This is a genomic window from Kitasatospora purpeofusca (assembly GCF_036010405.1).
GTDB classification, from domain to species: Bacteria; Actinomycetota; Actinomycetes; order Streptomycetales; family Streptomycetaceae; genus Kitasatospora; species Kitasatospora purpeofusca.
The window spans coordinates 5042383-5064539 of record NZ_CP108561.1 but is presented as its reverse complement, the minus strand read 5'-3'; the positions used below and the strand labels follow the sequence as shown (position 1 = coordinate 5064539).

Sequence of the window (22157 nt, the reverse complement as noted above, 5' to 3'; positions counted from 1 at the left end):
TACTGCGCCCCGACGGCCGGAGCCCCGTCCAACCCGCCGGACGGGACCGCGGCCGGGCCCGCCGGAAGGGCCTGCCGAACGGGCAACCCTACGCCGGGGAGGCCGACTTGATGACGATCACCCGGTCCGTGAGCTGGAGCGTCTGCGCCTCCGGCTCGGTGTAGTTGATCACCCGTCGGCCGCGGACCACCGCGACGACCAGGTCCTCGCACTCGCGCGGGCTGTGCCCGGCCTCGGCCCGGGTGACCGGGCGTTCGACCACGTCCAGGCCGTCGCCGTAGGTGAGGAGGTCCTCCATCACCGCGCCGGTGTGCGGGCTGAGCATCGACATCCCGAGCAGTCGGCCGGCCGCACTGGAGCTGGTCACCACCACGTCGGCGCCGCTCTGCCGCAGCAGCGGGGCGTTCTCGTCCTCGCGCACCGCCGCCACGACGGTCGCCGTGCGGGTGAGCTGGCGGGCGGTCAGGGTGATCAGGGCGGCGGTGTCGTCCCGCTCCGGTGCCACCACCACCCGGGCGGCGGTGGGGAGTCCGGCCCGCAGCAGGGTGTCGGTCCTGGTGGCATCGCCGAGCACGGCCACCAGACCGTGCTGGGCGGCCTGGTCGACCGCCTTGCGCTGCGGGTCGACCACCACGATCTCCTCCTTGCGCACCCCTTGGAGGAGCAGGGTGTCGATCGCGCTGCGGCCCTTGGTGCCGTAGCCGATCACGACGGTGTGCTCGCGCACGGTGGACCTCCAGCGGTTCAACCGCCACTGCTGACGGGTGCGTTCGGTGAGCACCTCCAGGGTGGTGCCGACCAGGATGATCAGGAACAGCACCCGCAGCGGAGTGATCACGAAGATATTGGTGAGCCGGGCGGTGTCGCTGTACGGCGTGATGTCACCATAGCCCGTGGTGGAGAGCGTCACCGTGGCGTAGTAGGCCGAGTCCAGCAGGCTCACCCCGCCCCCGGCGTTGTCGTTGTAGCCCTCGTTGTCCAGCCAGACGATCAGTGTGGTGGCCACCAGCACGGCCAGGGCCAGCAGCAGCCGGAAGCCGACCTGCCGGAGCGCCGGGGCGCTGCGCCGGGCCGGCAGCACGATCCCGGCGTCCGCCCAGGACTCCGCCTCGGCCGAGGCGCGGCCGGAGAAGCGGCCGAACCCCCGTCCTCCACCGGCGCTCACGGTGCCTCCAGCAGTTCGACCACGGCACCAGCCGCCGCACCGCCCGGCGGCACCACGGCGAGCGCCTCCGCCAGCGCGACCCCGCGCAGCATCGCTGGTCCGTCGTAGGGGAGTTGGACCACCCCGTGGGCGGTCCGCCGGACCGGCAGCAGCCGGGTGTCCACCGGATGTCCGGGCAGGGCGGCGACCGCGACGGCCCGGACCGGCTCACCCAGGCCGCGCCCGGCCAGCGCGTGCAGCAGCGGCAGGGCGAGCGTGACCGCCCCCGCGACCGCGGCCAGCGGGTTGCCCGGAAGGCCCACCAGGTGGCGCCCGCCGGGCAGTTCGGCCAGCAGCATCGGATGGCCGGGGCGGACGGCGACCCCGTCCACCAGCAGCCGGGCGCCGACCTCGGCGAGCGCCCGGTGCAGGAAGTCCACCGGACCGGCCGCCGTCCCGCCGGTGGTGACCACCAGATCGGCCGTGGAGTGCCGCAGCGCGTCCCTGAGCAGTCCGAAGTCGTCGCGGACGGCGCGCGGTTCGCCCATCTCCGCGCCGGCCGCCCGCAGCCACGGCGGCAGCAGCGGGCCGAGCGCGTCCCGGACCAGGCCGGGCCGGGGCAGTCCGGAGCCGAGCAGTTCGTCGCCGAGCACCAGCAGTTCCACCACCGGGCGGCGGTGCACGGCCAGCCGGTCGTGGCCGCCGGCCGCGGCCAGACCGAGCACGGCCGGACCGATCCTGGTCCCGGCCGTGAGAAGTTCCTCGCCGCGCCGGCACTCCTGGCCGCGCGGCCGGACGTCCTGGCCGGTGGTCAGCGCCCCGGGGGCGCGCTCGCGCAGCAGCGAGCCGTCCGGTTCACCGTGCTCGCGGCGGAGCACGGCGGTGGCGCCCGGGGGGAGCTGGGCGCCGGTGGCGATCTCGACGGCGGCGCCGTCGGCCAGCGGGCCGTCCGCGGGCCGCCCGGCCAGCAGCCGTCCGGACACCCGCCAGGGGCCGGGGCCGGCCACCGCCCAGCCGTCCATCGCCGAGGTGTCGAAGGCGGGCAGGTCGGTGAGCGCGGTCAGCGGCTCGGCGAGGGTGCGGCCGAGCGCCTCGGCCAGTGGGACGCGCGGCGGCGCGGACGCGGGCCGGCCGGCCCGGCGGGCGGTCTCCCGGGCCGCCGCCCAGCCCGTCGGGCCGGTCGGGGCCGGCGGCTGGTCGAGCACGACGAGGTCCTCCACCGCGCTCACGGCTGTCCCTGGTCCGGGGCCGCGGCGGCCCAGCGCTCGGCGAGCGCGGCGGCCCGCCGGGACGCCTCGGCGACCGCCTCCGGCCCGCCGCCGCGCTGCGCGGCGGCGTACCCGATCAGAAAGGTGGTCAGCGGGGCGGCGGGCCGGTCCACCCCGTGGGCGACCACCCGGGCCAGGTCGAGCAGACCTTTGACATCGACGTCCAGGTCGATGCCCAGCTCGGTACAGGCCTCGGCGATCCAGTCATCCAGCGTGCGCTCCATGCGGACATGCTGCCTGATCGGCGGTTTCCCCGGGATGTTTGCCCGGTGAGCGCCGCGCGTCGTTTCCCGCACACCCGGGTGCGGGGCGGGGTGAGGAACGGGGTCGGGACGGCTACCGGCCGTCGCGCTCCCGGGCCCGGGCGAGGTCCTCCCAGGTGTCGCAGTCGTAGGTGACGTCGTCGGTGTCGGCCAGCCGCAGGGTGCGCAGGGAGCCGGTGAGGCGGCGCAGCGGGAGGCCGGCGGGGTCTCCGACGGCGGCCAGCGCGGTGCGCAGGGCGGCGGTGCGGTAGGCGGCGGCGAGCGGCTGGTCGCGGCCGGCGGCGTCGACCAGGACGGCCGCCCCGGTGTCGGGACCGGCCTCGTCGAGGGCGGTGACCAGCCGGTGGACGGTCCGCTCGTCGAGGAACGGCAGGTCGGCGGCGAGCAGCAGCACGAGTTCGGCGGTGACCTCGGCGAGGCCGGCCGCGACGGCCGCCACCGGTCCGCCGCCGGGCGGCTGCTCGCGGGTCGACCGGACCCCGGGCCGGGCGGTGGGGCGGACCGGGCCGACCACCACGGTGGTCCCGGCGCCCGCGCAGGCGGCGAGCACCCGGTCCAGCAGGGTGGTCCCGCCGACGGTCAGGGCCGGCTTGTCCGCACCGCCGAGCCGGCGGGCGGCTCCCCCGGCCGGGACGATCACGTCGTACGGCGTCATGCCGCCAGTATCCGCCGCCCGCTCAGCCGGCGGTACGGCCGGGCGCTTCCCCGTCGACCGCGCCGGCAGCGTCCTCGGCGACCTCGGCGTCCTCCTCGGCGATGTCGGCGACCTCCTCGGCCGCGGCCGGGGCGGCGGCGGTGTTGGCAGCCGCGCTCAGCTCCAGCACGGCCGGCAGGGTCAGCTCCCCGTACCGCTCGTTCACGGCCGCGACCAGCGCCTCCGCGTCGTCCGGGTGCTCGGCCAGCAGCCGGTCGAAGTCCTGCAGGTACTCCCCGGTGAAGGCGAGCACCCGGGCCGCGTCGTCCCCCTGCTCGGGCGCGCGGTGTCCGGCGATCACCCGCTCCACGCCGAGCTCGGCGATCCGGCCGAGGTTGCGGATCCACTCGGTGCGGCGTTCCGGCGTGGTGTCGGCGGTCCAGACGTGGGTGCCGTTGTAGACGAAGTCGCCGGCGATCACGGTACGGATGCTGGGCACGTGCACCACGGTGGAGCCGTCGCAGTCGCCCTGTCCGAGCAGCAGCACCGGGATCGCCTGCCGGTCGATCATCAGCGGCTGGGGGAGCAGCGGGGCCGGGACCAGCGGGTGGTCCGGGATGTCGTCCCCGAACACCGGCTTCCACTGGGCGACCTTCGCGGCGGCGGTGCGCAGGATGCCGTCCACGACCGGGGGCGCGGCCAGCAGCCTGGCGTCCGGGAAGAGCCGCAGCACCTCCTCGGCGCCGAAGTAGTGGTCGGGGTGGTGGTGGGTGACCACGATGGCGAGCAGCCGGCGGCCCTTGCCCGCGACCCACTCGGCCAGCTCGCGGCCGGCGCTGCGGGTGAGCTGGGCGTCGACCAGGATCGCCGTGTGCTCCCCGAGGATCAGCGTGGAGGTGGCGAAGAAGGCCGACTCGGGGCCGGTGAAGACGGCGACCTCCAGCGGCCGGACCGGCGCCTCGGCGGTGTTCTGATCGGACGGGGACGGCGTCACTGGTTGCTCCCTCTGGTTCGGCTGCCCCGGTCCCGGTCCGGCTCGGCGGTGGTCTGTGCGGTGGTGGTGCGGCGGTGGTGGTGCGGCGGTGTGCGGTGGTGGCGGGTACGGCGCCCCGGCACGGCCGGGCCTCGCGCCCTACAGCATGGGAGCAGGGCACGCCGAAAACGCGGAAGGCGCGCCCGACGGGGCACGCCTTCCCGCTCACGTGTCCGGGTGGCCCGGCGGCGTCAGCGCTTCTTGCCGGTCAGCCGGGCGAAGCGGTCGGCGACACCCCAGGAGGTCACCCGCCAGAGCGCCTCGACCACGATGTTCCGGCTCATCTTGGACGCGCCCAGCTCCCGCTCGACGAAGGTGATCGGCACCTCGGCCACCTTGAAGCCGGCCTTCACGGTGCGCCAGGCCAGGTCGACCTGGAAGCAGTAGCCGGCCGAGGCGACCTCGTCCATGCCCAGGCCCAGCAGGGTCTCCTTGCGGAACGCCCGGTAGCCGCCGGTGACGTCCCGGATCGGCACGCCGAGCATCAGCCGCGAGTAGGTCGAGCCGGCCCGCGAGAGCAGCAGCCGGGACTTCGGCCAGTTCACCACCCGGCCGCCGGGCACCCAGCGCGAGCCGAGCACCAGGTCGGCGCCGCGCAGCGCGGTCAGCAGCCGGTCCAGCTCCTCGGGCCGGTGGGACCCGTCGGCGTCCATCTCGACGAGCACGTCGTAGCCCTCGTCGATGCCCCAGCGGAAGCCGGCCAGGTAGGCGGCGCCCAGGCCCTCCTTGCCCTTGCGGTGCAGGACGCGCACGTGGGAGTCCTCGGCCGCGAGCTTGTCGGCGAGCTCACCGGTGCCGTCCGGGCTGTTGTCGTCGGCGACGAGGATGTGCACCTCGGGGACGGCGGCGCGGACCCGGCCGACGATGCGCTCGACGTTCTCCACCTCGTTGTAGGTGGGGATGATCACCAGCACCCGGCCGAGATCAGCAAAACTCTGCTGGTTGACGGTCACGTACTAACCTCTCGGCCGGTGGCGGGAAGTGCCAGTCACCGTTGCCCGCACTCATCAGGACTCACAGCCCCGGCCGGCACCCGCCGACTGGGGGACACTGTGGAAAACACTGGGTCCTGGCATCCTACTACCGCGTTCTCGAACCGACCCGCCGCCCGAGGCACTCCCCACCGGCCTCCGGCGTTTCCCCTGCGGAGGCACCGGTCGGCTAGGGTCGATGCCCGGCCTTTGCCCGGATGCCCACCGCCGGCACCGCCCGCGGGGCGCCGCCCGGCGGCCGGGCCCGCCAGCCCACCGCAGCAAAGGAGCAGGACCGCCCCCATGGACAAGCTCGTCAACACCGTCCGCCCGTACGCCTGGGGATCCGTCACCGCGCTCCCCGCGCTGCTCGGGCAGGAGCCGACCGGCGAACCGCAGGCCGAGCTCTGGATGGGCGCCCACCCCGGCGACCCCTCCCGGGCCGACCGGGGCGAGGGGCCGCGCCGGCTGGACGAGCTGATCGCCGCGGACCCCGAGGGCGAGTTGGGGGCCGCCTCGGTGGCCCGGTTCGGGCCCACCCTGCCGTTCCTGCTCAAGGTCCTCGCCCCGGCCATCCCGATCTCCATCCAGGCCCACCCCTCGCTCGACCAGGCCCGGGCCGGTTTCGCCGCCGAGAACGCCCTGGGGATCCCCCTGGACGCCCCGCACCGGAACTACCGGGACGCCAACCACAAGCCCGAACTCATCTGCGCCCTGGGCGACTTCGACGGCCTGTGCGGCTTCCGCCGGCCCGCCGACGCGGCCGCGCTGCTGGCCGGTCTCGGCGTCCCCGCACTGGAGCCGGTGATCGCCCCGCTCCGGGCCGAGGACGAGTCCGAGGCACTCAGCGGCGCCCTGGCCGCCGCCCTCGGCCTGGAGGGCCCGGCCGCCGCGGCCGTGGTCCGGGACACCGCCGAGGCGGTCGGCAAGGCGGCCGCCGAGGACCCGGACGGGCCGTACGCGCCGTACGTCCGGATCGCCCGGGACTTCCCCGGCGACCGGGGGCTCATCGCCGGAATGCTGCTCAACCACGTCCTGCTGCGCGCCGGCGAGGCGCTCTACCTGGGCGCCGGCGTCCCGCACGCGTACCTGCACGGCGTCTGTGTCGAGCTCCAGGCCAACTCGGACAATGTGCTGCGGGCCGGCCTCACCCCCAAGCACATCGACGTGCCCGAGCTGCTCGAGGTGGTCGAGTTCGCCGCCACCGCGCCGGAGCCGCTGCTGCCGGTCACGGTGGACGCGACGCCGGGCGAGGAGCTGTACCCCGTGCCGATCGACGAGTTCCGGCTCTCCCGGTTCGTCCTCGACGGCGGGGAGCGGACCCTGCTCGGCGACGCGCCGCAGATCCTGCTCTGCACCGCGGGCACCGCCCGGCTGGACTCGGCCGACGGCGACAGCCTGGAGCTGGCCCGCGGCGAATCGGCCTTCCTCCCGGCCACCGGCGCCACGATCCGGCTGACCGGCACCGGCGCCACCGTCTTCCGGGCCACCGTCACGCTCTGAGCCGTCCGCCCGTACCGCCCCGGCGTGATCCGCGAGACGGTTTAGTCGCGGGTCATGTCGACGAAGCGCGAGTAGTGGCCCTGGAAGGCCACGGTGATGGTGGCGGTCGGGCCGTTGCGGTGCTTGGCGACGATGAGGTCGGCCTCGCCCGCGCGGGGGGACTCCTTCTCGTAGGCGTCCTCGCGGTGCAGCAGGATGACCATGTCCGCGTCCTGCTCGATCGAGCCGGACTCACGCAGGTCGGAGACCATCGGCCGCTTGTCGGTGCGCTGTTCGGGACCACGGTTCAGCTGGGACAGCGCGATCACCGGCACCTCCAGCTCCTTGGCCAGCAGCTTCAGGTTTCGCGACATGTCGGAGACCTCCTGCTGACGGTTCTCGGCCCGGCGGGAGCCGCCGGACTGCATCAGCTGGAGGTAGTCGATGACGACCAGTTTGATGTCGTTGCGCTGCTTGAGCCGGCGGCACTTGGCCCGGATCTCCATCATCGACAGGTTCGGCGAGTCGTCGATGAACAGCGGTGCCTCGCTGACGTCCGGCATCCGGCGGGCGACCCTGGTCCAGTCGTCGTCCGTCATCGAGCCGGAGCGCATGTGGTGCAGCGCCACCCGCGCCTCGGCGGAGAGCAGACGCATGGCGATCTCGTTGCGGCCCATTTCGAGCGAGAAGATCACGCTCGGCAGCTTGTGCTGGATCGAGCAGGCCCGGGCGAAGTCCAGCGCCAGGGTGGACTTTCCCATCGCGGGACGGGCCGCGATGACGATCATCTGGCCGGGGTGGAGCCCGTTGGTGAGCGCGTCGAAGTCGGCGAAGCCGGTCGGGACACCGGACATCTGGCCGTTGCGGGAGCCGATCGACTCGATCTCGTCGAGGGCGCCCTCCATGATGTCGGCGAGCGGCGCGTAGTCCTCGTTGGTGCGCTGCTCGGTGACGGCGTAGATCTCCGCCTGGGCCGCGTTGACGATCTCGTCGACGTCGCCCTCGGCGGCGTAGCCCATGCCCGCGATCCGGGTGCCCGCCTCGACCAGTCGGCGCAGCACCGCGCGCTCGTGCACGATCTGCGCGTAGTACTCGGCGTTGGCGGCGGTCGGGACGGAGTTGACCAGGGTGTGCAGGTAACCGGGGCCGCCGACCCGCTGGAGCTCGCCGCGCTTGGTCAGCTCACCGGCGACGGTGATCGGGTCGGCCGGCTCGCCGCGCGCGTACAGGTCGAGGATCGCGCCGTGCACCAGCTCGTGCGCGGGGCGGTAGTAGTCGGCGGGCTTGAGCACCTCGACCACGTCGGCGATGGCGTCCTTGGACAGCAGCATGCCGCCGAGGACGGACTGCTCGGCCGCGAGGTCCTGCGGGGGGACCCGCTCGAAGCCCTCCAGGCCGCCCTCCCCGGAGCGCTCGTCCTCGCCGCCCTGGCGCCGCTTGCCGTCCCGCTGGAAGCCGCCCGAACCGCCGGAGCCGCCCTTGCCGCCCTTCTGGAAGCCGCCGCCCTCCCCCTTGCCCTGACCGTTGCCGCGGCCGCGCGAGACCGGCAGCCGGTCGCCGGGACCGTCCGGGAAGGGGGCGTCGGCGAAGGCACCGACCGGGAAGGGGTCGTCGGCACCCTGCCAGTCGTCCTCCGGCGGGGGCGGGGCGTCGTGGTCGTCGTACTGGGGGCCGGTCACGCGTGTTCCCCGATCAGCGAGTGGTGCGAGTTGGAGCGGGCCTTGCCGGTGGCGGCCGGGAGGGAGCGGAGCCCGACTCCCCGCCACCGCATTTCTACGCCACCGCACCGACAAATCGGACGCCGGGGCGGGTGGGAGTGTCGGCCGGAGGCCCCACGCTAAGGCGCCGGGAGCCTTTCGGCCAAGGCGGTTATCCACAGGGGGTGTGGACGAGCGCCCGATGGCTGTGGAGAAGTACCGCAAACCTGTGGACGCCCCTGTGGAAAGCCCTGTGGATAACCAGACCATCGATCCACCGTCAACTCGCTGACCTGGGATTCCCTCCTCCAGGGCCTGTGCATGAGAAATTCTTCACACACAGTCGGGTGGCGGTGGACACAGACCCGGACGGCCCAGTCGCCCAGCCGTACGAGTAAGCTTCTCTATGCCCTGGTGGCACTTACCTGTGGATGAGTAGCCTGGACCCCATGACCCTCACCGCCGACCGCCGCCGCCACGACCGGGAGATCCTCGCCCTCGCCGTCCCCGCCTTCGGCGCCCTGGTCGCCGAGCCGCTCTTCCTGATGGCCGACTCCGCCATCGTGGGCCACCTCGGCACGGCCCAGCTGGCCGGTGTCGGCGTCGCCTCGGCCGCCCTCACCACCGCGACCGGGGTCTTCGTCTTCCTCGCCTACGCGACCACCGCCGCGGTCGCCCGCCGGATCGGCGCCGGGGACCGCCGGGCCGCGATCCAGCAGGGCATCGACGGCATCTGGCTGGCCCTGGCGCTCTCCGCCGCCGTGGTCGCGCTGACCCTGCTGCTCGCCCCCCGGGTGGCCGAGGCCCTCGGCGCCTCGGCGACCGCCGCCCCGTACGCGGTGACCTATCTGCGGATCAGCGCGCTCGGCATCCCGGCCGTCCTCATGGTGATGGCCGCCACCGGCGTGCTGCGCGGCCTCCAGGACACCCGGACCCCGCTCTACGTGGCCGTCGCCGGGTTCGCCGTCAACCTCGGACTGAACGTCGGGCTGGTCTACGGCGCCGGGCTCGGGGTGGCCGGCTCGGCCTGGGGCACGGTGATCGCCCAGACCGGCATGGCCGCCGTCTACGTGTTCGTGGTGGTGCGCGGGGCCCGCCGGGAGCGGGCCTCGCTCCGGCCGGACGCCGCCGGGATACGCGCGAGCGCCAGGGCCGGCGGGCCGCTGATGGTCCGCACCCTGAGCCTGCGCGCGATCCTGATGATCGCCACCGCGGTGGCCGCCGGGCTCGGCGACAAGGAGATCGCCGCACACCAGATCGCGATGACGGTGCTGCTGTTCATCGCCTTCGCGCTGGACTCCATCGCGATCGCCGGCCAGGCCATCATCGGCCGCTACCTGGGGGCCTCGGACGTCCCGGGCACCCGGGCGGCCACCCGGCGGATGATCGAGTGGGGCGTAGGCGCCGGGGTGGTGCTGGGCGTGCTGGTCGTCGTCGCCCGGCCGCTGTACGTCCCGCTGTTCAGCCCGGACCCGGCGGTGCAGCAGGAGCTGAACACCGTCCTGCTGCTGCTCGCGCTCTGCCAGCCGGTCTCCGGACTGGTCTACGTCCTGGACGGCGTGCTGATGGGCGCGGGGGACGGCACGTACCTGGCCCGGGCGATGCTCGCCACCCTCGTGGTGTTCGCCCCGGCCGCGCTCGCCGTGCCGGCCAGCGGCACCGGGCTGGCCGGGCTCTGGTGGGCGCTGAACCTCTTCATGCTGGTCCGCGCGGGCTTCCTGGCGGTGCGGGCCCGGGGCGGCAAGTGGCTGGTCACCGGCGCCGTCCGGAGCTGAGCCCCCGTAGCCCCGCCGGGCCCGGGAGCACCGCACCGCACCGGGTCGGCCCCCGGAACGACCCCCGGAACGACCGAGGGCCGGCCTCCCCCGAGGGGGAGACCGGCCCTGCGGCCACTGCTACGGCGTTGTCGCTGATCAGGCGGCGACGACGGCGATGTCCAGGTTGGCCTGGACGTCCGAGTGCAGCTTGACCGAGACCTTGTGGGTACCCACGGTCTTGATCGGCGAGGCGATCGCGACGGCGCGCTTGTCGACCGCCGGGCCGCCGGCGGCCTTGATGGCCTCGACGACGTCGGCCTGGGTCACCGAGCCGAACAGACGGCCGGCGTCGCCCGAGCGAACGGCCAGCTTGACCTGGACGCCCTCGAGCTTGCCCTTGACCTCGTTGGCGGCCTCGAGGGTCTGGATCTGGTGGATCTTGCGGGCGCGACGGATGGCGTCGACGTCCTTCTGACCACCCTTGGTCCAGCGGATGGCGTAGCCACGCGGGACCAGGTAGTTGCGGGCGTAGCCGTCCTTGACCTCGACGACCTCGCCGGCGGAGCCGAGACCCGGCACCTCGTGAGTGAGGATGATCTTCATTATTCGGTCACCCTCTCTTAGCGCGCGGTGCTGGTGTAGGGCAGCAGCGCCATCTCACGGCTGTTCTTCACGGCCGTGGCGACGTCACGCTGGTGCTGGGTGCAGTTGCCGGTGACCCGGCGGGCACGGATCTTGCCACGGTCGGAGATGAACTTCCGCAGCAGGTTCGTGTCCTTGTAGTCAACGTAGTTGACCTTGTCCTTGCAGAAGACGCAAACCTTCTTCTTCGGCTTGCGAGCAGGCGGCTTCGCCATTGTGTGCTCCATTGGGTTCACGACCGGGCCGGCGTCTCACGACGCCGGGCCCCTGGCCGCACGAAATCTGTCAGCTCTTAGAACGGGGGCTCTTCCGAGAAGCCGCCACCGGACGGGGCACCCCAGCTGCCGCCGCCCTGGTTTCCACCAGAGGGAGCGCTGGACGCCCAGGGGTCGTCGGAGGGGCCGGACTGGCCACCGGAGTTTCCACCCCAGTTGCCGCCCTGCTGGCCTCCACCGCCGCCGCCCCAGTTACCGCCGCCCTGGCCGCCGCCCTGAGGGCCGCCGCCGAAGCCGCCGCCACCGGGAGCGCCGCCGGGACCACCGGACCGGTTGGCCCGGGTGACCTTCGCGGTCGCCGAGCGCAGGCTCGGACCGACCTCGTCGACCTCGACCTCGAAGACCGTCCGCTTCTCGCCTTCCTTGGTCTCGTAAGACCGCTGGCGCAGTCGGCCCTGCACGATGACGCGCATGCCACGCTGCAGCGACTCGGCCACGTTCTCCGCCGGCTGCCGCCAGACGTTGCACGTGAGGAAGAGGCTCTCGCCGTCCTTCCACTCGTTCGTCTGACGGTCGAAGGTGCGGGGGGTGGACGCGATGCGGAACTTCGCGACCGCCGCACCCGACGGGGTGAAGCGCAGCTCGGGGTCGTCGACGAGATTGCCGACGAGGGTGATGACGGTCTCGCCTGCCATGTGGTGATGACCTCTCGGGAAGATGTCCGTTCACCGCTGTTTCACGTGAAACAGCGGACGCGAGCTACCCGAGACCCGAAGGCCTCAGAGGTGGCTCAGTGGGTGTCCGGGCGCAGGACCTTGGTCCGGAGAACCGACTCGCTCAGGCCCATCTGGCGGTCGAGCTCCTTGACGACCTCAGGCGTGGCCTGGAGGTCGATGACCGAGTAGATGCCCTCGGACTGCTTGTTGATCTCGTAGGCCAGACGGCGGCGACCCCAGGTGTCGACCTTCTCGACCTTGCCGCCCGCGTTGCGGACGACAGCCAGGAAGCTCTCGATCAGGGGGGAAACGGCGCGCTCCTCGACCGAGGGGTCGAGGATGACCATCACCTCGTAGTGACGCATGAGTAACCCACCTCCTTTGGACTCAACGGCCACGGTCTCTCCGTGGCAGGAGGGTTGTGCAGCGTCGACACCGGTGCAGTGACGACTTCGGCCACCGTAGCGGCCGGGTCGGACAGCCCGTCCCCGTTCACCCGAAAGAGGGCAGCGGAGGGCACAACTACACCAGTGCAGACGACCCACCCTACCCGCACCCGGACGGACGAACAAAACGCATAGGGGTTGTGAGACCGACCCAACCGCCGCAATCTGGACGGAACGGGTTTCCTGCTCGTTCGTCTCCACGCCAGGAGGTGGGACACATGGCCCAGACCGTCCACCGCATGCCGGCCCTCACCCTGAACACCGACGGCCACCCGCACCCCCGCGAGAACACCCTGGTCGGCGCTACCGCCGTACTGGGCGTGATCGCCTTCACCACCTCGTTCTTCCACAACCTGCATCTGCTGACCTCGTGGACCGGCCTGTTCGGGATCATCACGGGCCTGCTGGGGATGTACATCTCCGTGACCACGGCCGAGCGCTTCGTCCTGATGGTCACGCTCGGCGCCTCGGCGATCGGCTTCTACCTCGGCATCGCCCGCGGCGGGCTCTGGGGCTAGCCCCTCCCCGCAAGGAACCCCCGGCGCCCCTGCGGCGTATCTGTCTTCGACGGACCGGTACGCCGCGGGGGCGTCGCCGTGCCCTCAGCAGACGACCGCGGCGGACGAGATCCACCGCGAGGAGCCCCGCAGCCGACGGGACCCGCAGCCGGCGGAACCCCGGACGATAGGGTCAGCCCGAGAACACGGGGCCCACCGCAGCCCGACCGACGAGGAGCACCGAGCATGAGCCTGCGCCTGAGGACGATCACCCGCGAGGAGCACCTCGCCTTCATCAGGAGCCGCGCCTCGGCCAGCCACATGCAGGTGCCGTCCTGGGGCGACGTGAAGGCCGAGTGGCGCACCGAGTCGATCGGCTGGTTCGACCAGCAGAACCAGCTCGTCGGCGCCGGCCTGGTGCTCTACCGCCAGCTGCCCAAGGTCAAGCGCTACCTCGCCTACCTGCCCGAGGGCCCGGTGATCGACTGGTTCGACCGCGACCTCGACCGCTGGCTGCAGCCGATGCTCGCCCACCTGAAGTCCCAGGGCGCCTTCTCGGTGAAGATGGGCCCGCCGGTGGTCATCCGCCGCTGGAACGCCCCGACCATCAAGGAGGCCATCGCCGGCAAGGAGGCGAAGCGCCTGCGCGACATCGAGGCCGACTGGTACGAGCCGCGCGCCTTCGAGGTCGCCGACCGGCTGCGCAAGGCCGGCTGGCTCCAGGGCGACGACGGCGGCGCCGGCTTCGGCGACGTCCAGCCCCGCTACGTCTTCCAGGTGCCGCTGGCCAACCGCTCGCTGGACGACATCCAGAAGGGCTTCAACCAGCTCTGGCGCCGCAACATCAAGAAGGCCGAGAAGAGCGGCGTCGAGGTGGTCCAGGGCGGCTACGACGAGCTGCCGATCTTCCACCAGCTCTACCTGGTGACCGCCGAGCGCGACAAGTTCACCCCGCGCCCGCTGTCGTACTTCCAGCGCATGTGGAACGCCCTCACCTCCGAGGACCCGAACCGGATGCGCCTGTACATCGCCTACCACGAGGGCGAGCCGCTGGCGGCGACCACGATGCTGGTCGTCGGCGAGCACGTCTGGTACTCCTACGGCGCGTCGGCCAACCACAAGCGCGAGGTCAAGCCGTCCAACGCGATCCAGTGGCGGATGATGCGCGACTCCTACGCGCTGGGCGGCGGGGTGTACGACCTCCGCGGCATCTCCGACACCCTGGACGAGAACGACCACCTGTTCGGCCTGATCCAGTTCAAGGTCGGCACCGGCGGCCAGGCCGCCGAGTACCTCGGCGAGTGGGACTTCCCGCTCAACAAGCTGCTGCACAAGGCCCTCGACCTCTACATGTCGCGCCGCTGAGCAGCACCCCGCCGAGCCCCCGAGCCGCCGTGCCCAACACCCTCTGGGAGATGACCCGATGACGCTGTCGCTCTATCTCGACACCGAACGCTGGCGTACCCACCAGCGCTCCGTCCTGGCCGAGTTCCCCGGCCTGGTGCCGGTGGCGAAGGGCAACGGCTACGGGCTGGGCAACCACCGCCTGGCCGAGGAGGCGACCCTCCTCGGCACCGGTGTGCTGGCCGTCGGCACCGCCTACGAGGCCGCCGACGCGGCCGACTGGTACGGCGGTGAGCTGCTGGTGCTCACCCCCTACCGGGTGGGCGAGGAGGCGCTCCCGCTGCCGCACGCCCGGGTGATCCGGACGGTAGCCAACGTGGCCGGCGTGCGGGCGCTGCACGGCGCCCGGGTCGTGCTGGAGTGCATGACCACCATGCGCCGGCACGGCGTCTCGGCGGCCGACCTCCCGGCGGTCGCCGCCGAGCTGGACGGCATCGCCTTCGAGGGCCTGGCGCTGCACCTGCCGATGGACCGGCCGGACGGCTCCAGCCCGGTCGAAGAGGTCGCGTACTGGGTGGAGACCGCCCGGGCCGCCGGTCTCCCGGTGCACACGGTCTTCGTCAGCCACCTCGGCGCGGCGGGCATGGAGCAGCTGACCCAGCGCTTCCCCGGCACCGTCTTCCGGGCCCGGATCGGCACCCGGCTCTGGCTGGGCGACCACGGCGCGCTGGAGGTCAGGGCCACGGTGCTGGACGTGACCCCGGTCAAGAAGGGCGACCGCTACGGCTACCGCCAGCACCCGGCGCCGGCCGACGGCCACCTGCTGGTGGTCGCCGGCGGCACCGCGCACGGCATCGGCCTGGAGGCGCCCAAGTACGTCCAGGGCATGTCCTCGCGGGCCAAGGGCATCGCCCGGGCCGGTCTGGCCACCGTGAACAAGACCAAGTCGCCGTACCACTGGGCGGGCAAGCAGCTCTGGTTCGCCGAGCCGCCGCACATGCAGGTGTCGCTGCTGCTCCTGGACGGCGAGAGCGAGCCGCCGGTGATCGGCGACGAGCTGGGCCTCCAGGTCCGGCACACCACCACGCACTTCGACCGCGTGGTCGACCGCTGAGGCCCGGGGCCGGCCCCCGCGGGGGCCGGCCCGGTCAGGCCTTCTCGGCCGGTTCCGCGGCGGGCGGCTCCTCCAGCCACGCCTCGGGGCCGGCCGGCGCGTACCCGGCGTAGCTCTCCTCCTCGCGCAGCCGGCGGGCGCTGCCGAGCACGAACACGTCCGGGGACCCGTCGAGCACCCCGCCGGACGGGTCGTCACTGCCGTCCCAGCGGACCGGGTCGCGGTCCGGCAGCAGGATGTCCCGGACCACCAGGCCCACCAGGTAGAGCGTGCCGAGCAGGTGCAGCACGATCGCGAAGTGGTACCAGGACTCGCCGACGCCGTGCTGCTTGGCCCCGGTGACGAAGCCCAGGTGGGACCAGATGCCCAGGGTGTAGAGCACCTCGCAGGCCTGCCAGATCAGGATGTCCCGCCAGCGCGGCCGGGCCAGCACCGCCAGCGGCAGCAGCCAGAGCACGTACTGCGGCGAGTACACCTTGTTGAGGAGCACGAACGCGGCCACCACCAGGAAGGCCAGCTGGACCACCCTCGGCCGGCGGGGCGCCGCGAGCCCGAGCCACGCTATCCCCGCGCAGCTCAGCAGCATCAGGACGGCGATGAAGGTGTCGAGGTTCGCCAGTCCGACGCCGCGGTTCTGCATCAGGATCAGCCACAGCGAGCCGTAGTCCTCGGTGCGGTGCTTGCTGAAGACGTAGAAGGTCGACCAGCCCTGCCAGTTCGCCATCATGATCGGCAGGTTGACCAGCAGCCAGGCGCCGACCGCGCCGCCGAGCAGTGCCCGCAGGTCGCGCCCGCGCCCGGCCCGCCAGCAGAGCACCACCAGGGGGCCGAGCAGCAGCAGCGGGTAGAGCTTGGCCGCGGTGGCGAGCCCGATGAACACACCGGCCCAGAGCGGTCGCGAGCCGGACCACCAGGCGAGCGCGACGGCGGCCAGCGCGACCGCCAGCAGGTCCCAGTTGACGGTGGCGTTGAGCAGCAGCACCGGCGCCAGGGCGAACATCAGCGCGTCCCAGGGGCGGCGCCGGTGGGTGCGGGAGAGCGCGACCACCGCGACCACCGCGCAGGCCATCAGCAGGCCCGCGTTGATGGTCCAGAACCAGCGCTCCTGGTCCTGGAGGGCGCCGCCGCCGGGCGTCAGCCAGGCCGAGACCTGCATGAACAGGCCGGTCAGCACCGGGTACTCCAGGAACTGCAGATCCCCGGAGGTGCCCGGGATCCGGTCCACGTAGGGGTGCAGTCCGGCCGCGAAGCCGCGCCCGGAGAACAGGTGCGGGATGTCGCTGTAGCAGGCGTGCACGTACTGCGGCGAGCCGGGCTGGAACCAGGCGGCGTTGTAGCAGGGCAGCTTCTGCGCCATGCCCAGCACCGAGACCACGATCACCACCAGCGCCAGGAAGCGGGCCGGGATCCACCAGGAGACGCCGAGCAGGGCGCGCCGTCCGGGCGGGCCGCCGATCACCTCGCTGCCGGCGGCCGCGACCGGGTCCTCGTCCGCCGGCACCACCACGGTGTTGGCCTGCGGACCGGCCGCCGGCGCGGCCCGGTCCTCTTCCTCGCGAGTGCTGGACGTCATGGCGGACATCCTGCCGCACCCCGCCCGCCCGTACGAGGAGGCCCCTGCCCCTTTTCCCGGGACCGGGGCCGCCGGATCGGCCCGGAGCCGTCCGCCCGGGGCCCGGGTACCAACACGAATCGCTCCGAATACGGCGAAACGGCGGTGGGAGGCTCCGGGGAGCCTCCCACCGCCGTTCCGGTCACCGTGTCCTACGGCACCGCGACGCTGCCGTTGCCGCCGCCCGGCGAGGCCGAGCCCGAGGGCTTCGGCGGCCTGGTGGTCGGGCCGCCGGTCGCACCGCCCGCACCGCCGCCGGCCCCGCCGCCCGGGTCGGTGGTCGGGGTGGTCGGCTGGGTCGGCGTGCTGCAGCCGATCGGACCGAGCAGGCAGCTCGGCGAGGGGGTGGTGCCGCCGGTCGTGCCGCCGGTCGTGCCGCCACCGTTGGCAGCACCACCGTTGGCAGCGCCGCCGGTCGTGCCGCCACCGTTGGCAGCGCCACCGCCGGTCGTGCCGCCGCCCGGGTTCGGGTTGGTCTTGGTCGGACCGGGCTGGGTGGGCACCGTGCCCGGGCAGTCGACGCCCGGGACGCAGGCCGGCCCCTGGGTGACCGGCGGCTGGGTCGGCTGACCGGCGTTCGGGTCGACCGGGGGACCGGTGACGGTCTCGGTCGTGGTCGGGGTCGGCACGGCGCTCGCCGTGCTCGGCGCGCCCGAGGAGTCGACCTGCGAGCCGACCGGCTGCGGGGTCGGGAAGTTCAGCTTCTTCTCGTTGGCCAGCGCGGCCTTCATGTACCGGGTGAAGACGTCCGCGGGGACGTCACCACCGTGCACCGAGTCCTTGCCGCCGGTGCCGTTCAGCGAGAGCCGCTCGTGCGCGGTCGGGTCCTCGCGCCACATCGCCACGCTGGTGGCCAGCTGCGGGGTGTAGCCGACCCACCAGGCCGACTTGTTCTCGTCGGTGGTACCGGTCTTGCCGGCCACCGGGCGGCCGAGGGTGTTGGTCTTCTTACCGGTACCGTTCTGCGCCACGTTCACCAGCACGTCGGTGATGTTGTCGGCGACCACCGCCTCCACCGCCTGCTTGGTCTCGTGCTTGTCGAAGCCGGTCCGCTCCTTGCCGTCCACCAGGACCTTGGTGACCGAGTAGGGCTCGGCCTGCTTGCCGCTGGCGGCGAAGGTCGCGTAGGCGTCCGCCATCCGGATCGGGCTGATGGTGGAGACGCCGAGCGGGAAGGTCGCCGTCTTCGACTCCTTCTCGATGCTCTCCTTGCGGATGCCCAGCGCCTCGGCGGTCTGCATCACGGCCTGGCCGCCGACGTCCTGGTTCAGCTGCACGAAGGGCACGTTGTAGGAGTACTGCATGGCCATCCGCAGCGAGACGTAGCCGCGCTTGCCCTTCTCCTCGTTCCGCTGCCGGTACGGCTTGCCGTCGTCACCGAGCACCAGCGAGCCGTCCGGCTTGCGGATCTCCGAGAGGTCGTCGGACAGGTAGCGGCTGTCGGCGTTGATCCGCTTGGGCTTGCCCTTGTCGTCGGTCGCGGTCAGCACGCCGGTCTGCATGGCGGTGGCCAGCACGAAGGGCTTGAAGGTCGAGCCGACCTGGACGCCCTGGGCGTCGGCGTTGTTGCCGAAGTTCCCGTTCTCCACGCCCTCGCCGCCGTAGATGGCGACGATGGCGCCGTCACCGGGGACGATGCTGGAGGCGCCGAACTGGATGAAGTTGTCGTTGTTCGGGCGCTTCTGGACGTTGAGGGTCTCCGCCTTGACGTCGTCCACGGCCTTCTTCAGGGCGTCGACCTTGTCCTTCTGGAAGGTCGTGTAGATCTTGAAGCCGCCCCGGTCGATCGCCCGCTGGTCGATCGTCGGGTCCTTGGCCATGACGTACTTGTTGGCGGTCTCGACCATGTAGCTGATCTGACCGTTCATGTTGGCCGACGGGACCTGCTTGATCGGGGTGGGGAAGGCGGTGCACTTCGCCCGCTCCTCGGCGGTGGTGTTCTTGGTCTCCACCATCCGGTCGAGGATCCACTTCCAGCGCTCCTCGGCGCGGGCCTGGTTCGCCTTGATGGTCGGGTCGTAGTACGACGCGCCCTTGAGCAGGCCGGCCAGCATGGCGCTCTGGCACAGGTCGAGGTCCTTGGCGTTGACGCCGTAGTACGCCTGGGCGGCGGCCTGGGCACCGGTCGCGCCCCGGCCGAACCAGCTGGTGTTGAGGTAGCCCTTGAGGATGTCGGGCTTCTCGTACTCCTGATTGACCTTCAGGGTGATGAAGAACTCCTTCACCTTGCGGCTGAGGGTCTGCTCCTGGGTCAGATAGGCGTTCTTGACGTACTGCTGGGTGATGGTCGAGGCGCCCTGGGTCTGACCGCCCTTCGCCATGTTGACCACCGCGCGCAGCATGCCCTTGGGGTCGATGCCGCTGTCCGTGCGGAAGGTCTCGTTCTCCGCCGCGATGACCGCGTTCTGGAGGTTGGGCGAGATGTCGGTCAGCTCGACGATCTGCCGGTTGGTCTCGCCCTTGCGGACCATCTCGGTGCCGTCGGCCCAGTAGTAGATGTTGTTCTGGTCGTTCACCAGGGCGTTCAGCGGCGGGATCTTGGTGCTCTGGTAGATGTAGAAGACCGCCCCCACGCAGACCGCGGCGAAGAGCAGCACGGCGCTCAGCCACTGCCGCCAGGAGGGCAGCCAGCGGCGGACGCCCTGCTTGCCGAAGCGCGGGTAGTCGATGAACCGTTTCTTGCCGGGGGCACCGCCCCCGGCGGCGGCCGCGCCGGCGGCGGCGGCCGTCCCGTCCCCGCGACGCCCGCCCTTCTGGGCGGCCTTCCGCATTTCGGCACGGGTCATCCGGGGCTGCTGGGCGGTGTCCCGCGTGCCCGGCGGGCGCCGTCGGCCCAGACCCGCCGAGCCCAGCTCGTCGGGCCCGGCTCCTTCCGACCGCCCGTTGCCGTCACCCGGCGGGCGACCGTCGCCGCCGGGCGACCTGCGCCGTCGTTCGCTCATCTTCCAGCTACTCCTCGCCAGGCCGGTCGAGCCTGAAGGCAGGGTCCACGTCCGATGCCCGTAACCGCCCTAACCCCGGAGGTGGTCCTCGTGCACACGCGACAGCGTACGCAGCTCCGAATCCGAACTAATCGGGCATCAATCGCCAATAACCGCAAAACGGCAACAGATCATTACACGCCCGTTGCCAAGCACAGCCGCGCGTCGTCTTGTGATCACCTTCACGCGCGTCCCCCTTGCCCGTTCGCGGAGCCAGGCTTACTGTTCTCGATATATCGAGCCGATACATCGGAACGGCATAGCGCCGGTCGAGGCGGGTCGCGGACCGACCGGAGAGGGGAGGACGAAGGCAGTGGGCAGACGCTCAGGAGTGCTGGAGTTCGCCGTTCTCGGACTGCTCCACGACGCCCCGATGCACGGTTACGAGCTGCGCAAGAGGCTCAACGTCCTGCTCGGCTCGTTCCGCGCCTTCTCGTACGGGACGCTCTACCCCTGTCTGAAGAGCCTGGTGGCCCAGGGTTTCCTGGTCGAGGACAACCCGGACGTCGAGTACGTGCCGGCCACCGCGCTCAACGGCAAGCGGTCCAAGATCGTCTACCGGCTGTCCGCCGAGGGCAAGCAGCGTTTCGAGGAGCTGCTCGCCGACGCCGGCCCGGACGCCTGGGAGGACGAGCACTTCGGTGTGCACTTCGCCTTCTTCGGTCAGACCGACCGGGCCGTGCGGATGCGCGTCCTGGAGGGCCGCCGCAGCCGGCTGGAGGAGCGCCTGGAGCGGATGCGCAACTCGCTGGCCCGGGCCCGCGAGCGGTTCGACGACTACACGGTCGAACTGCAGCGGCACGGACTGGAGTCGGTGGAGCGCGAGGTCCGCTGGCTGAACGAGCTGATCGAGACCGAGCGGGCCAACCGCTCCGGCCGGACCGGGGCGCCCGCCGACGGGACCGGCTCCGCAGTACCCCAGACTTCGGACGGCCGAGGCCAGGAGGACGGGTCCGTGGACCCGCCCGGGCCACCGCACGACCGCCCGGGGCGTTCCGCCCAGGAGCGCTGAGACCGCGTCAGCCCCGTGCCGCGCGGCAGGAGTGGGCGCGTCATGCGCCCGTTTGCAGTCATCGAAGAAGCAGGACGAGTACCGCCGACCTTCGGCGGCGCTCATGAGATCACAGGGAGCAACCGGGAATGGGTTCGGTTCGCGTAGCCATCGTGGGTGTGGGCAACTGCGCCACGTCGCTGGTGCAGGGTGTCGAGTACTACAAGGACGCCGACCCGGCCGGCAAGGTCCCCGGGCTGATGCACGTCCAGTTCGGTGACTACCACGTCAGTGACGTGCAGTTCGTCGCCGCCTTCGACGTCGACGCCAAGAAGGTCGGCCAGGACCTCGCGCACGCCATCACGGCGTCCGAGAACAACACCATCAAGATCTGCGACGTGCCCCCGACCGGCATCACGGTCCAGCGCGGTCACACCCTCGACGGCCTCGGCAAGTACTACCGGGAGACCATCGAGGAGTCCGACGAGACCCCGGTCGACGTCGTCCAGGTCCTCAAGGACGCCCAGGTCGACGTCCTGGTCTGCTACCTGCCGGTGGGCTCCGAGGCCGCCGCCAAGTTCTACGCCCAGTGCGCCATCGACGCCAAGGTCGGCTTCGTGAACGCCCTCCCGGTGTTCATCGCCGGCACCAAGGAGTGGGCGGACAAGTTCACCGAGGCCGGTGTGCCGATCGTCGGTGACGACATCAAGTCGCAGGTCGGCGCCACCATCACGCACCGCGTGATGGCGAAGCTGTTCGAGGACCGCGGTGTCGTCCTCGAGCGCACCATGCAGCTGAACGTCGGCGGCAACATGGACTTCAAGAACATGCTCGAGCGCGAGCGCCTGGAGTCCAAGAAGATCTCCAAGACCCAGGCCGTCACCTCGCAGATCCGCGACCGCGAGCTGGGCGCCAACAACGTCCACATCGGTCCCTCGGACTACGTGGCCTGGCTGGACGACCGCAAGTGGGCGTACGTCCGCCTCGAGGGTCGCGCGTTCGGCGACGTCCCGCTGAACCTCGAGTACAAGCTCGAGGTCTGGGACTCCCCGAACTCCGCCGGTGTCATCATCGACGCCGTGCGCGCCGCGAAGATCGCCCTCGACCGCGGTATCGGTGGCCCGATCCTCTCGGCCTCCTCGTACTTCATGAAGTCCCCGCCGGTCCAGTACTTCGACGACGAGGCCCGCGAGAACGTCGAGAAGTTCATCAAGGGCGAGGTCGAGCGCTGAGCTCGCTCCGCCGGGTGCTGAGTCCTTGAGCACCGACCGGGCCCGCGGTCGTCGACCGCGGGCCCGTTCACCTTTTCCCGGCGGATGTTTCACGTGAAACACCGCCCGGATCCATGGC

At 72.0% G+C, this 22157-nt stretch carries 18 protein-coding genes and 2 pseudogenes; 7 read left to right on the top strand and 13 right to left on the bottom strand.

What is annotated here, in order from left to right:
* Positions 1 to 88 precede the first annotated feature (88 nt).
* The 6 genes and pseudogenes from OG715_RS22465 to OG715_RS22440 form a co-directional block, all read right to left on the bottom strand.
* Positions 89 to 1084 (bottom strand): potassium channel family protein, encoded by a 996-nt coding sequence (locus tag OG715_RS22465; protein ID WP_266271784.1) that lies wholly within the window; start codon positions 1082 to 1084, stop codon positions 89 to 91.
* Positions 1085 to 1161: 77 nt separating this feature from the next.
* Positions 1162 to 2364, bottom strand: a complete 1203-nt coding sequence (locus OG715_RS22460) for a molybdopterin molybdotransferase MoeA (RefSeq protein ID WP_407661125.1) — start codon at positions 2362 to 2364, stop codon at positions 1162 to 1164.
* Between the two features lie 5 nt (positions 2365 to 2369).
* Positions 2370 to 2654: pseudogene (locus tag OG715_RS22455) on the bottom strand (DUF6457 domain-containing protein); the annotation flags it as partial.
* Between the two features lie 106 nt (positions 2655 to 2760).
* Positions 2761 to 3330, bottom strand: a pseudogene (mobA, locus tag OG715_RS22450) (molybdenum cofactor guanylyltransferase); the annotation flags it as partial.
* A 22-nt stretch (positions 3331 to 3352) separates the two neighbouring features.
* Positions 3353 to 4303: an MBL fold metallo-hydrolase gene (locus tag OG715_RS22445; RefSeq protein WP_266270644.1), complete on the bottom strand. Its 951-nt coding sequence runs from the start codon at positions 4301 to 4303 to the stop codon at positions 3353 to 3355.
* A 230-nt stretch (positions 4304 to 4533) separates the two neighbouring features.
* Entirely contained in the window at positions 4534 to 5295 is a 762-nt protein-coding gene (locus OG715_RS22440; protein ID WP_266270643.1) for a polyprenol monophosphomannose synthase, read from the bottom strand.
* Between the two features lie 321 nt (positions 5296 to 5616).
* Here OG715_RS22440 and manA point away from each other — a divergent pair, with 321 nt between their 5' ends.
* A complete protein-coding gene (gene manA / locus OG715_RS22435; RefSeq protein WP_266270642.1) occupies positions 5617 to 6816 on the top strand; it encodes a mannose-6-phosphate isomerase, class I in 1200 nt (399 codons plus the stop codon).
* A gap of 41 nt (positions 6817 to 6857) precedes the next feature.
* On the opposite strand, the gene dnaB is transcribed toward manA, so the two are convergent.
* Positions 6858 to 8345 carry a replicative DNA helicase gene (gene dnaB / locus OG715_RS22430; protein WP_266271782.1) on the bottom strand — a complete coding sequence of 496 codons (1488 nt, stop codon included), beginning with the start codon at positions 8343 to 8345 and terminating at the stop codon, positions 6858 to 6860.
* Between the two features lie 596 nt (positions 8346 to 8941).
* On the opposite strand from dnaB, the gene OG715_RS22425 reads away from it, so the two are divergent.
* The gene (locus OG715_RS22425; RefSeq protein ID WP_266270641.1) at positions 8942 to 10267 is read left to right on the top strand and encodes an MATE family efflux transporter; all 1326 of its coding nucleotides are present in this window, start codon (positions 8942 to 8944) and stop codon (positions 10265 to 10267) included.
* Positions 10268 to 10405: 138 nt separating this feature from the next.
* Here the strand turns inward: OG715_RS22425 and rplI are convergent, their stop codons facing one another.
* The 4 genes from rplI to rpsF all read right to left on the bottom strand — a co-directional run bounded on the left by rplI (position 10406) and on the right by rpsF (position 12187).
* Positions 10406 to 10852: a 50S ribosomal protein L9 gene (rplI, locus tag OG715_RS22420; RefSeq protein WP_030392448.1), complete on the bottom strand. Its 447-nt coding sequence runs from the start codon at positions 10850 to 10852 to the stop codon at positions 10406 to 10408.
* 17 nt (positions 10853 to 10869) lie between these two features.
* Positions 10870 to 11106, bottom strand: a complete 237-nt coding sequence (gene rpsR, locus OG715_RS22415; RefSeq protein WP_030304537.1) for a 30S ribosomal protein S18 — start codon at positions 11104 to 11106, stop codon at positions 10870 to 10872.
* A 77-nt stretch (positions 11107 to 11183) separates the two neighbouring features.
* The gene (locus OG715_RS22410) at positions 11184 to 11801 is read right to left on the bottom strand and encodes a single-stranded DNA-binding protein (RefSeq protein WP_266270640.1); all 618 of its coding nucleotides are present in this window, start codon (positions 11799 to 11801) and stop codon (positions 11184 to 11186) included.
* A gap of 95 nt (positions 11802 to 11896) precedes the next feature.
* On the bottom strand, positions 11897 to 12187 hold the full coding sequence (gene rpsF, locus OG715_RS22405) for a 30S ribosomal protein S6 (RefSeq protein WP_030304539.1): 291 nt from the start codon (positions 12185 to 12187) through the stop codon (positions 11897 to 11899).
* A gap of 299 nt (positions 12188 to 12486) precedes the next feature.
* On the opposite strand from rpsF, the gene OG715_RS22400 reads away from it, so the two are divergent.
* The 3 genes from OG715_RS22400 (at position 12487) to OG715_RS22390 (ending at position 15223) form a co-directional block, all read left to right on the top strand.
* Entirely contained in the window at positions 12487 to 12786 is a 300-nt protein-coding gene (locus OG715_RS22400; protein WP_266270639.1) for a hypothetical protein, read from the top strand.
* Between the two features lie 225 nt (positions 12787 to 13011).
* Positions 13012 to 14130 (top strand): lipid II:glycine glycyltransferase FemX, encoded by a 1119-nt coding sequence (locus OG715_RS22395; protein WP_266270638.1) that lies wholly within the window; start codon positions 13012 to 13014, stop codon positions 14128 to 14130.
* Positions 14131 to 14188: 58 nt separating this feature from the next.
* Complete coding sequence (locus OG715_RS22390; protein WP_266270637.1) at positions 14189 to 15223, top strand: alanine racemase; 1035 nt, start codon at positions 14189 to 14191, stop codon at positions 15221 to 15223.
* A 34-nt stretch (positions 15224 to 15257) separates the two neighbouring features.
* Here the strand turns inward: OG715_RS22390 and OG715_RS22385 are convergent, their stop codons facing one another.
* Positions 15258 to 16796, bottom strand: a complete 1539-nt coding sequence (locus tag OG715_RS22385; protein WP_266270636.1) for a glycosyltransferase family 87 protein — start codon at positions 16794 to 16796, stop codon at positions 15258 to 15260.
* A gap of 191 nt (positions 16797 to 16987) precedes the next feature.
* Positions 16988 to 19777 (bottom strand): transglycosylase domain-containing protein, encoded by a 2790-nt coding sequence (locus OG715_RS22380; RefSeq protein WP_266270635.1) that lies wholly within the window; start codon positions 19775 to 19777, stop codon positions 16988 to 16990.
* A gap of 352 nt (positions 19778 to 20129) precedes the next feature.
* On the opposite strand from OG715_RS22380, the gene OG715_RS22375 reads away from it, so the two are divergent.
* Together OG715_RS22375 and OG715_RS22370 are read left to right on the top strand one after the other, a co-directional pair.
* Positions 20130 to 20828 carry a PadR family transcriptional regulator gene (locus OG715_RS22375; protein WP_030392441.1) on the top strand — a complete coding sequence of 233 codons (699 nt, stop codon included), beginning with the start codon at positions 20130 to 20132 and terminating at the stop codon, positions 20826 to 20828.
* A 128-nt stretch (positions 20829 to 20956) separates the two neighbouring features.
* A complete protein-coding gene (locus OG715_RS22370; protein WP_266270634.1) occupies positions 20957 to 22039 on the top strand; it encodes an inositol-3-phosphate synthase in 1083 nt (360 codons plus the stop codon).
* Positions 22040 to 22157: the final 118 nt, after the last annotated feature.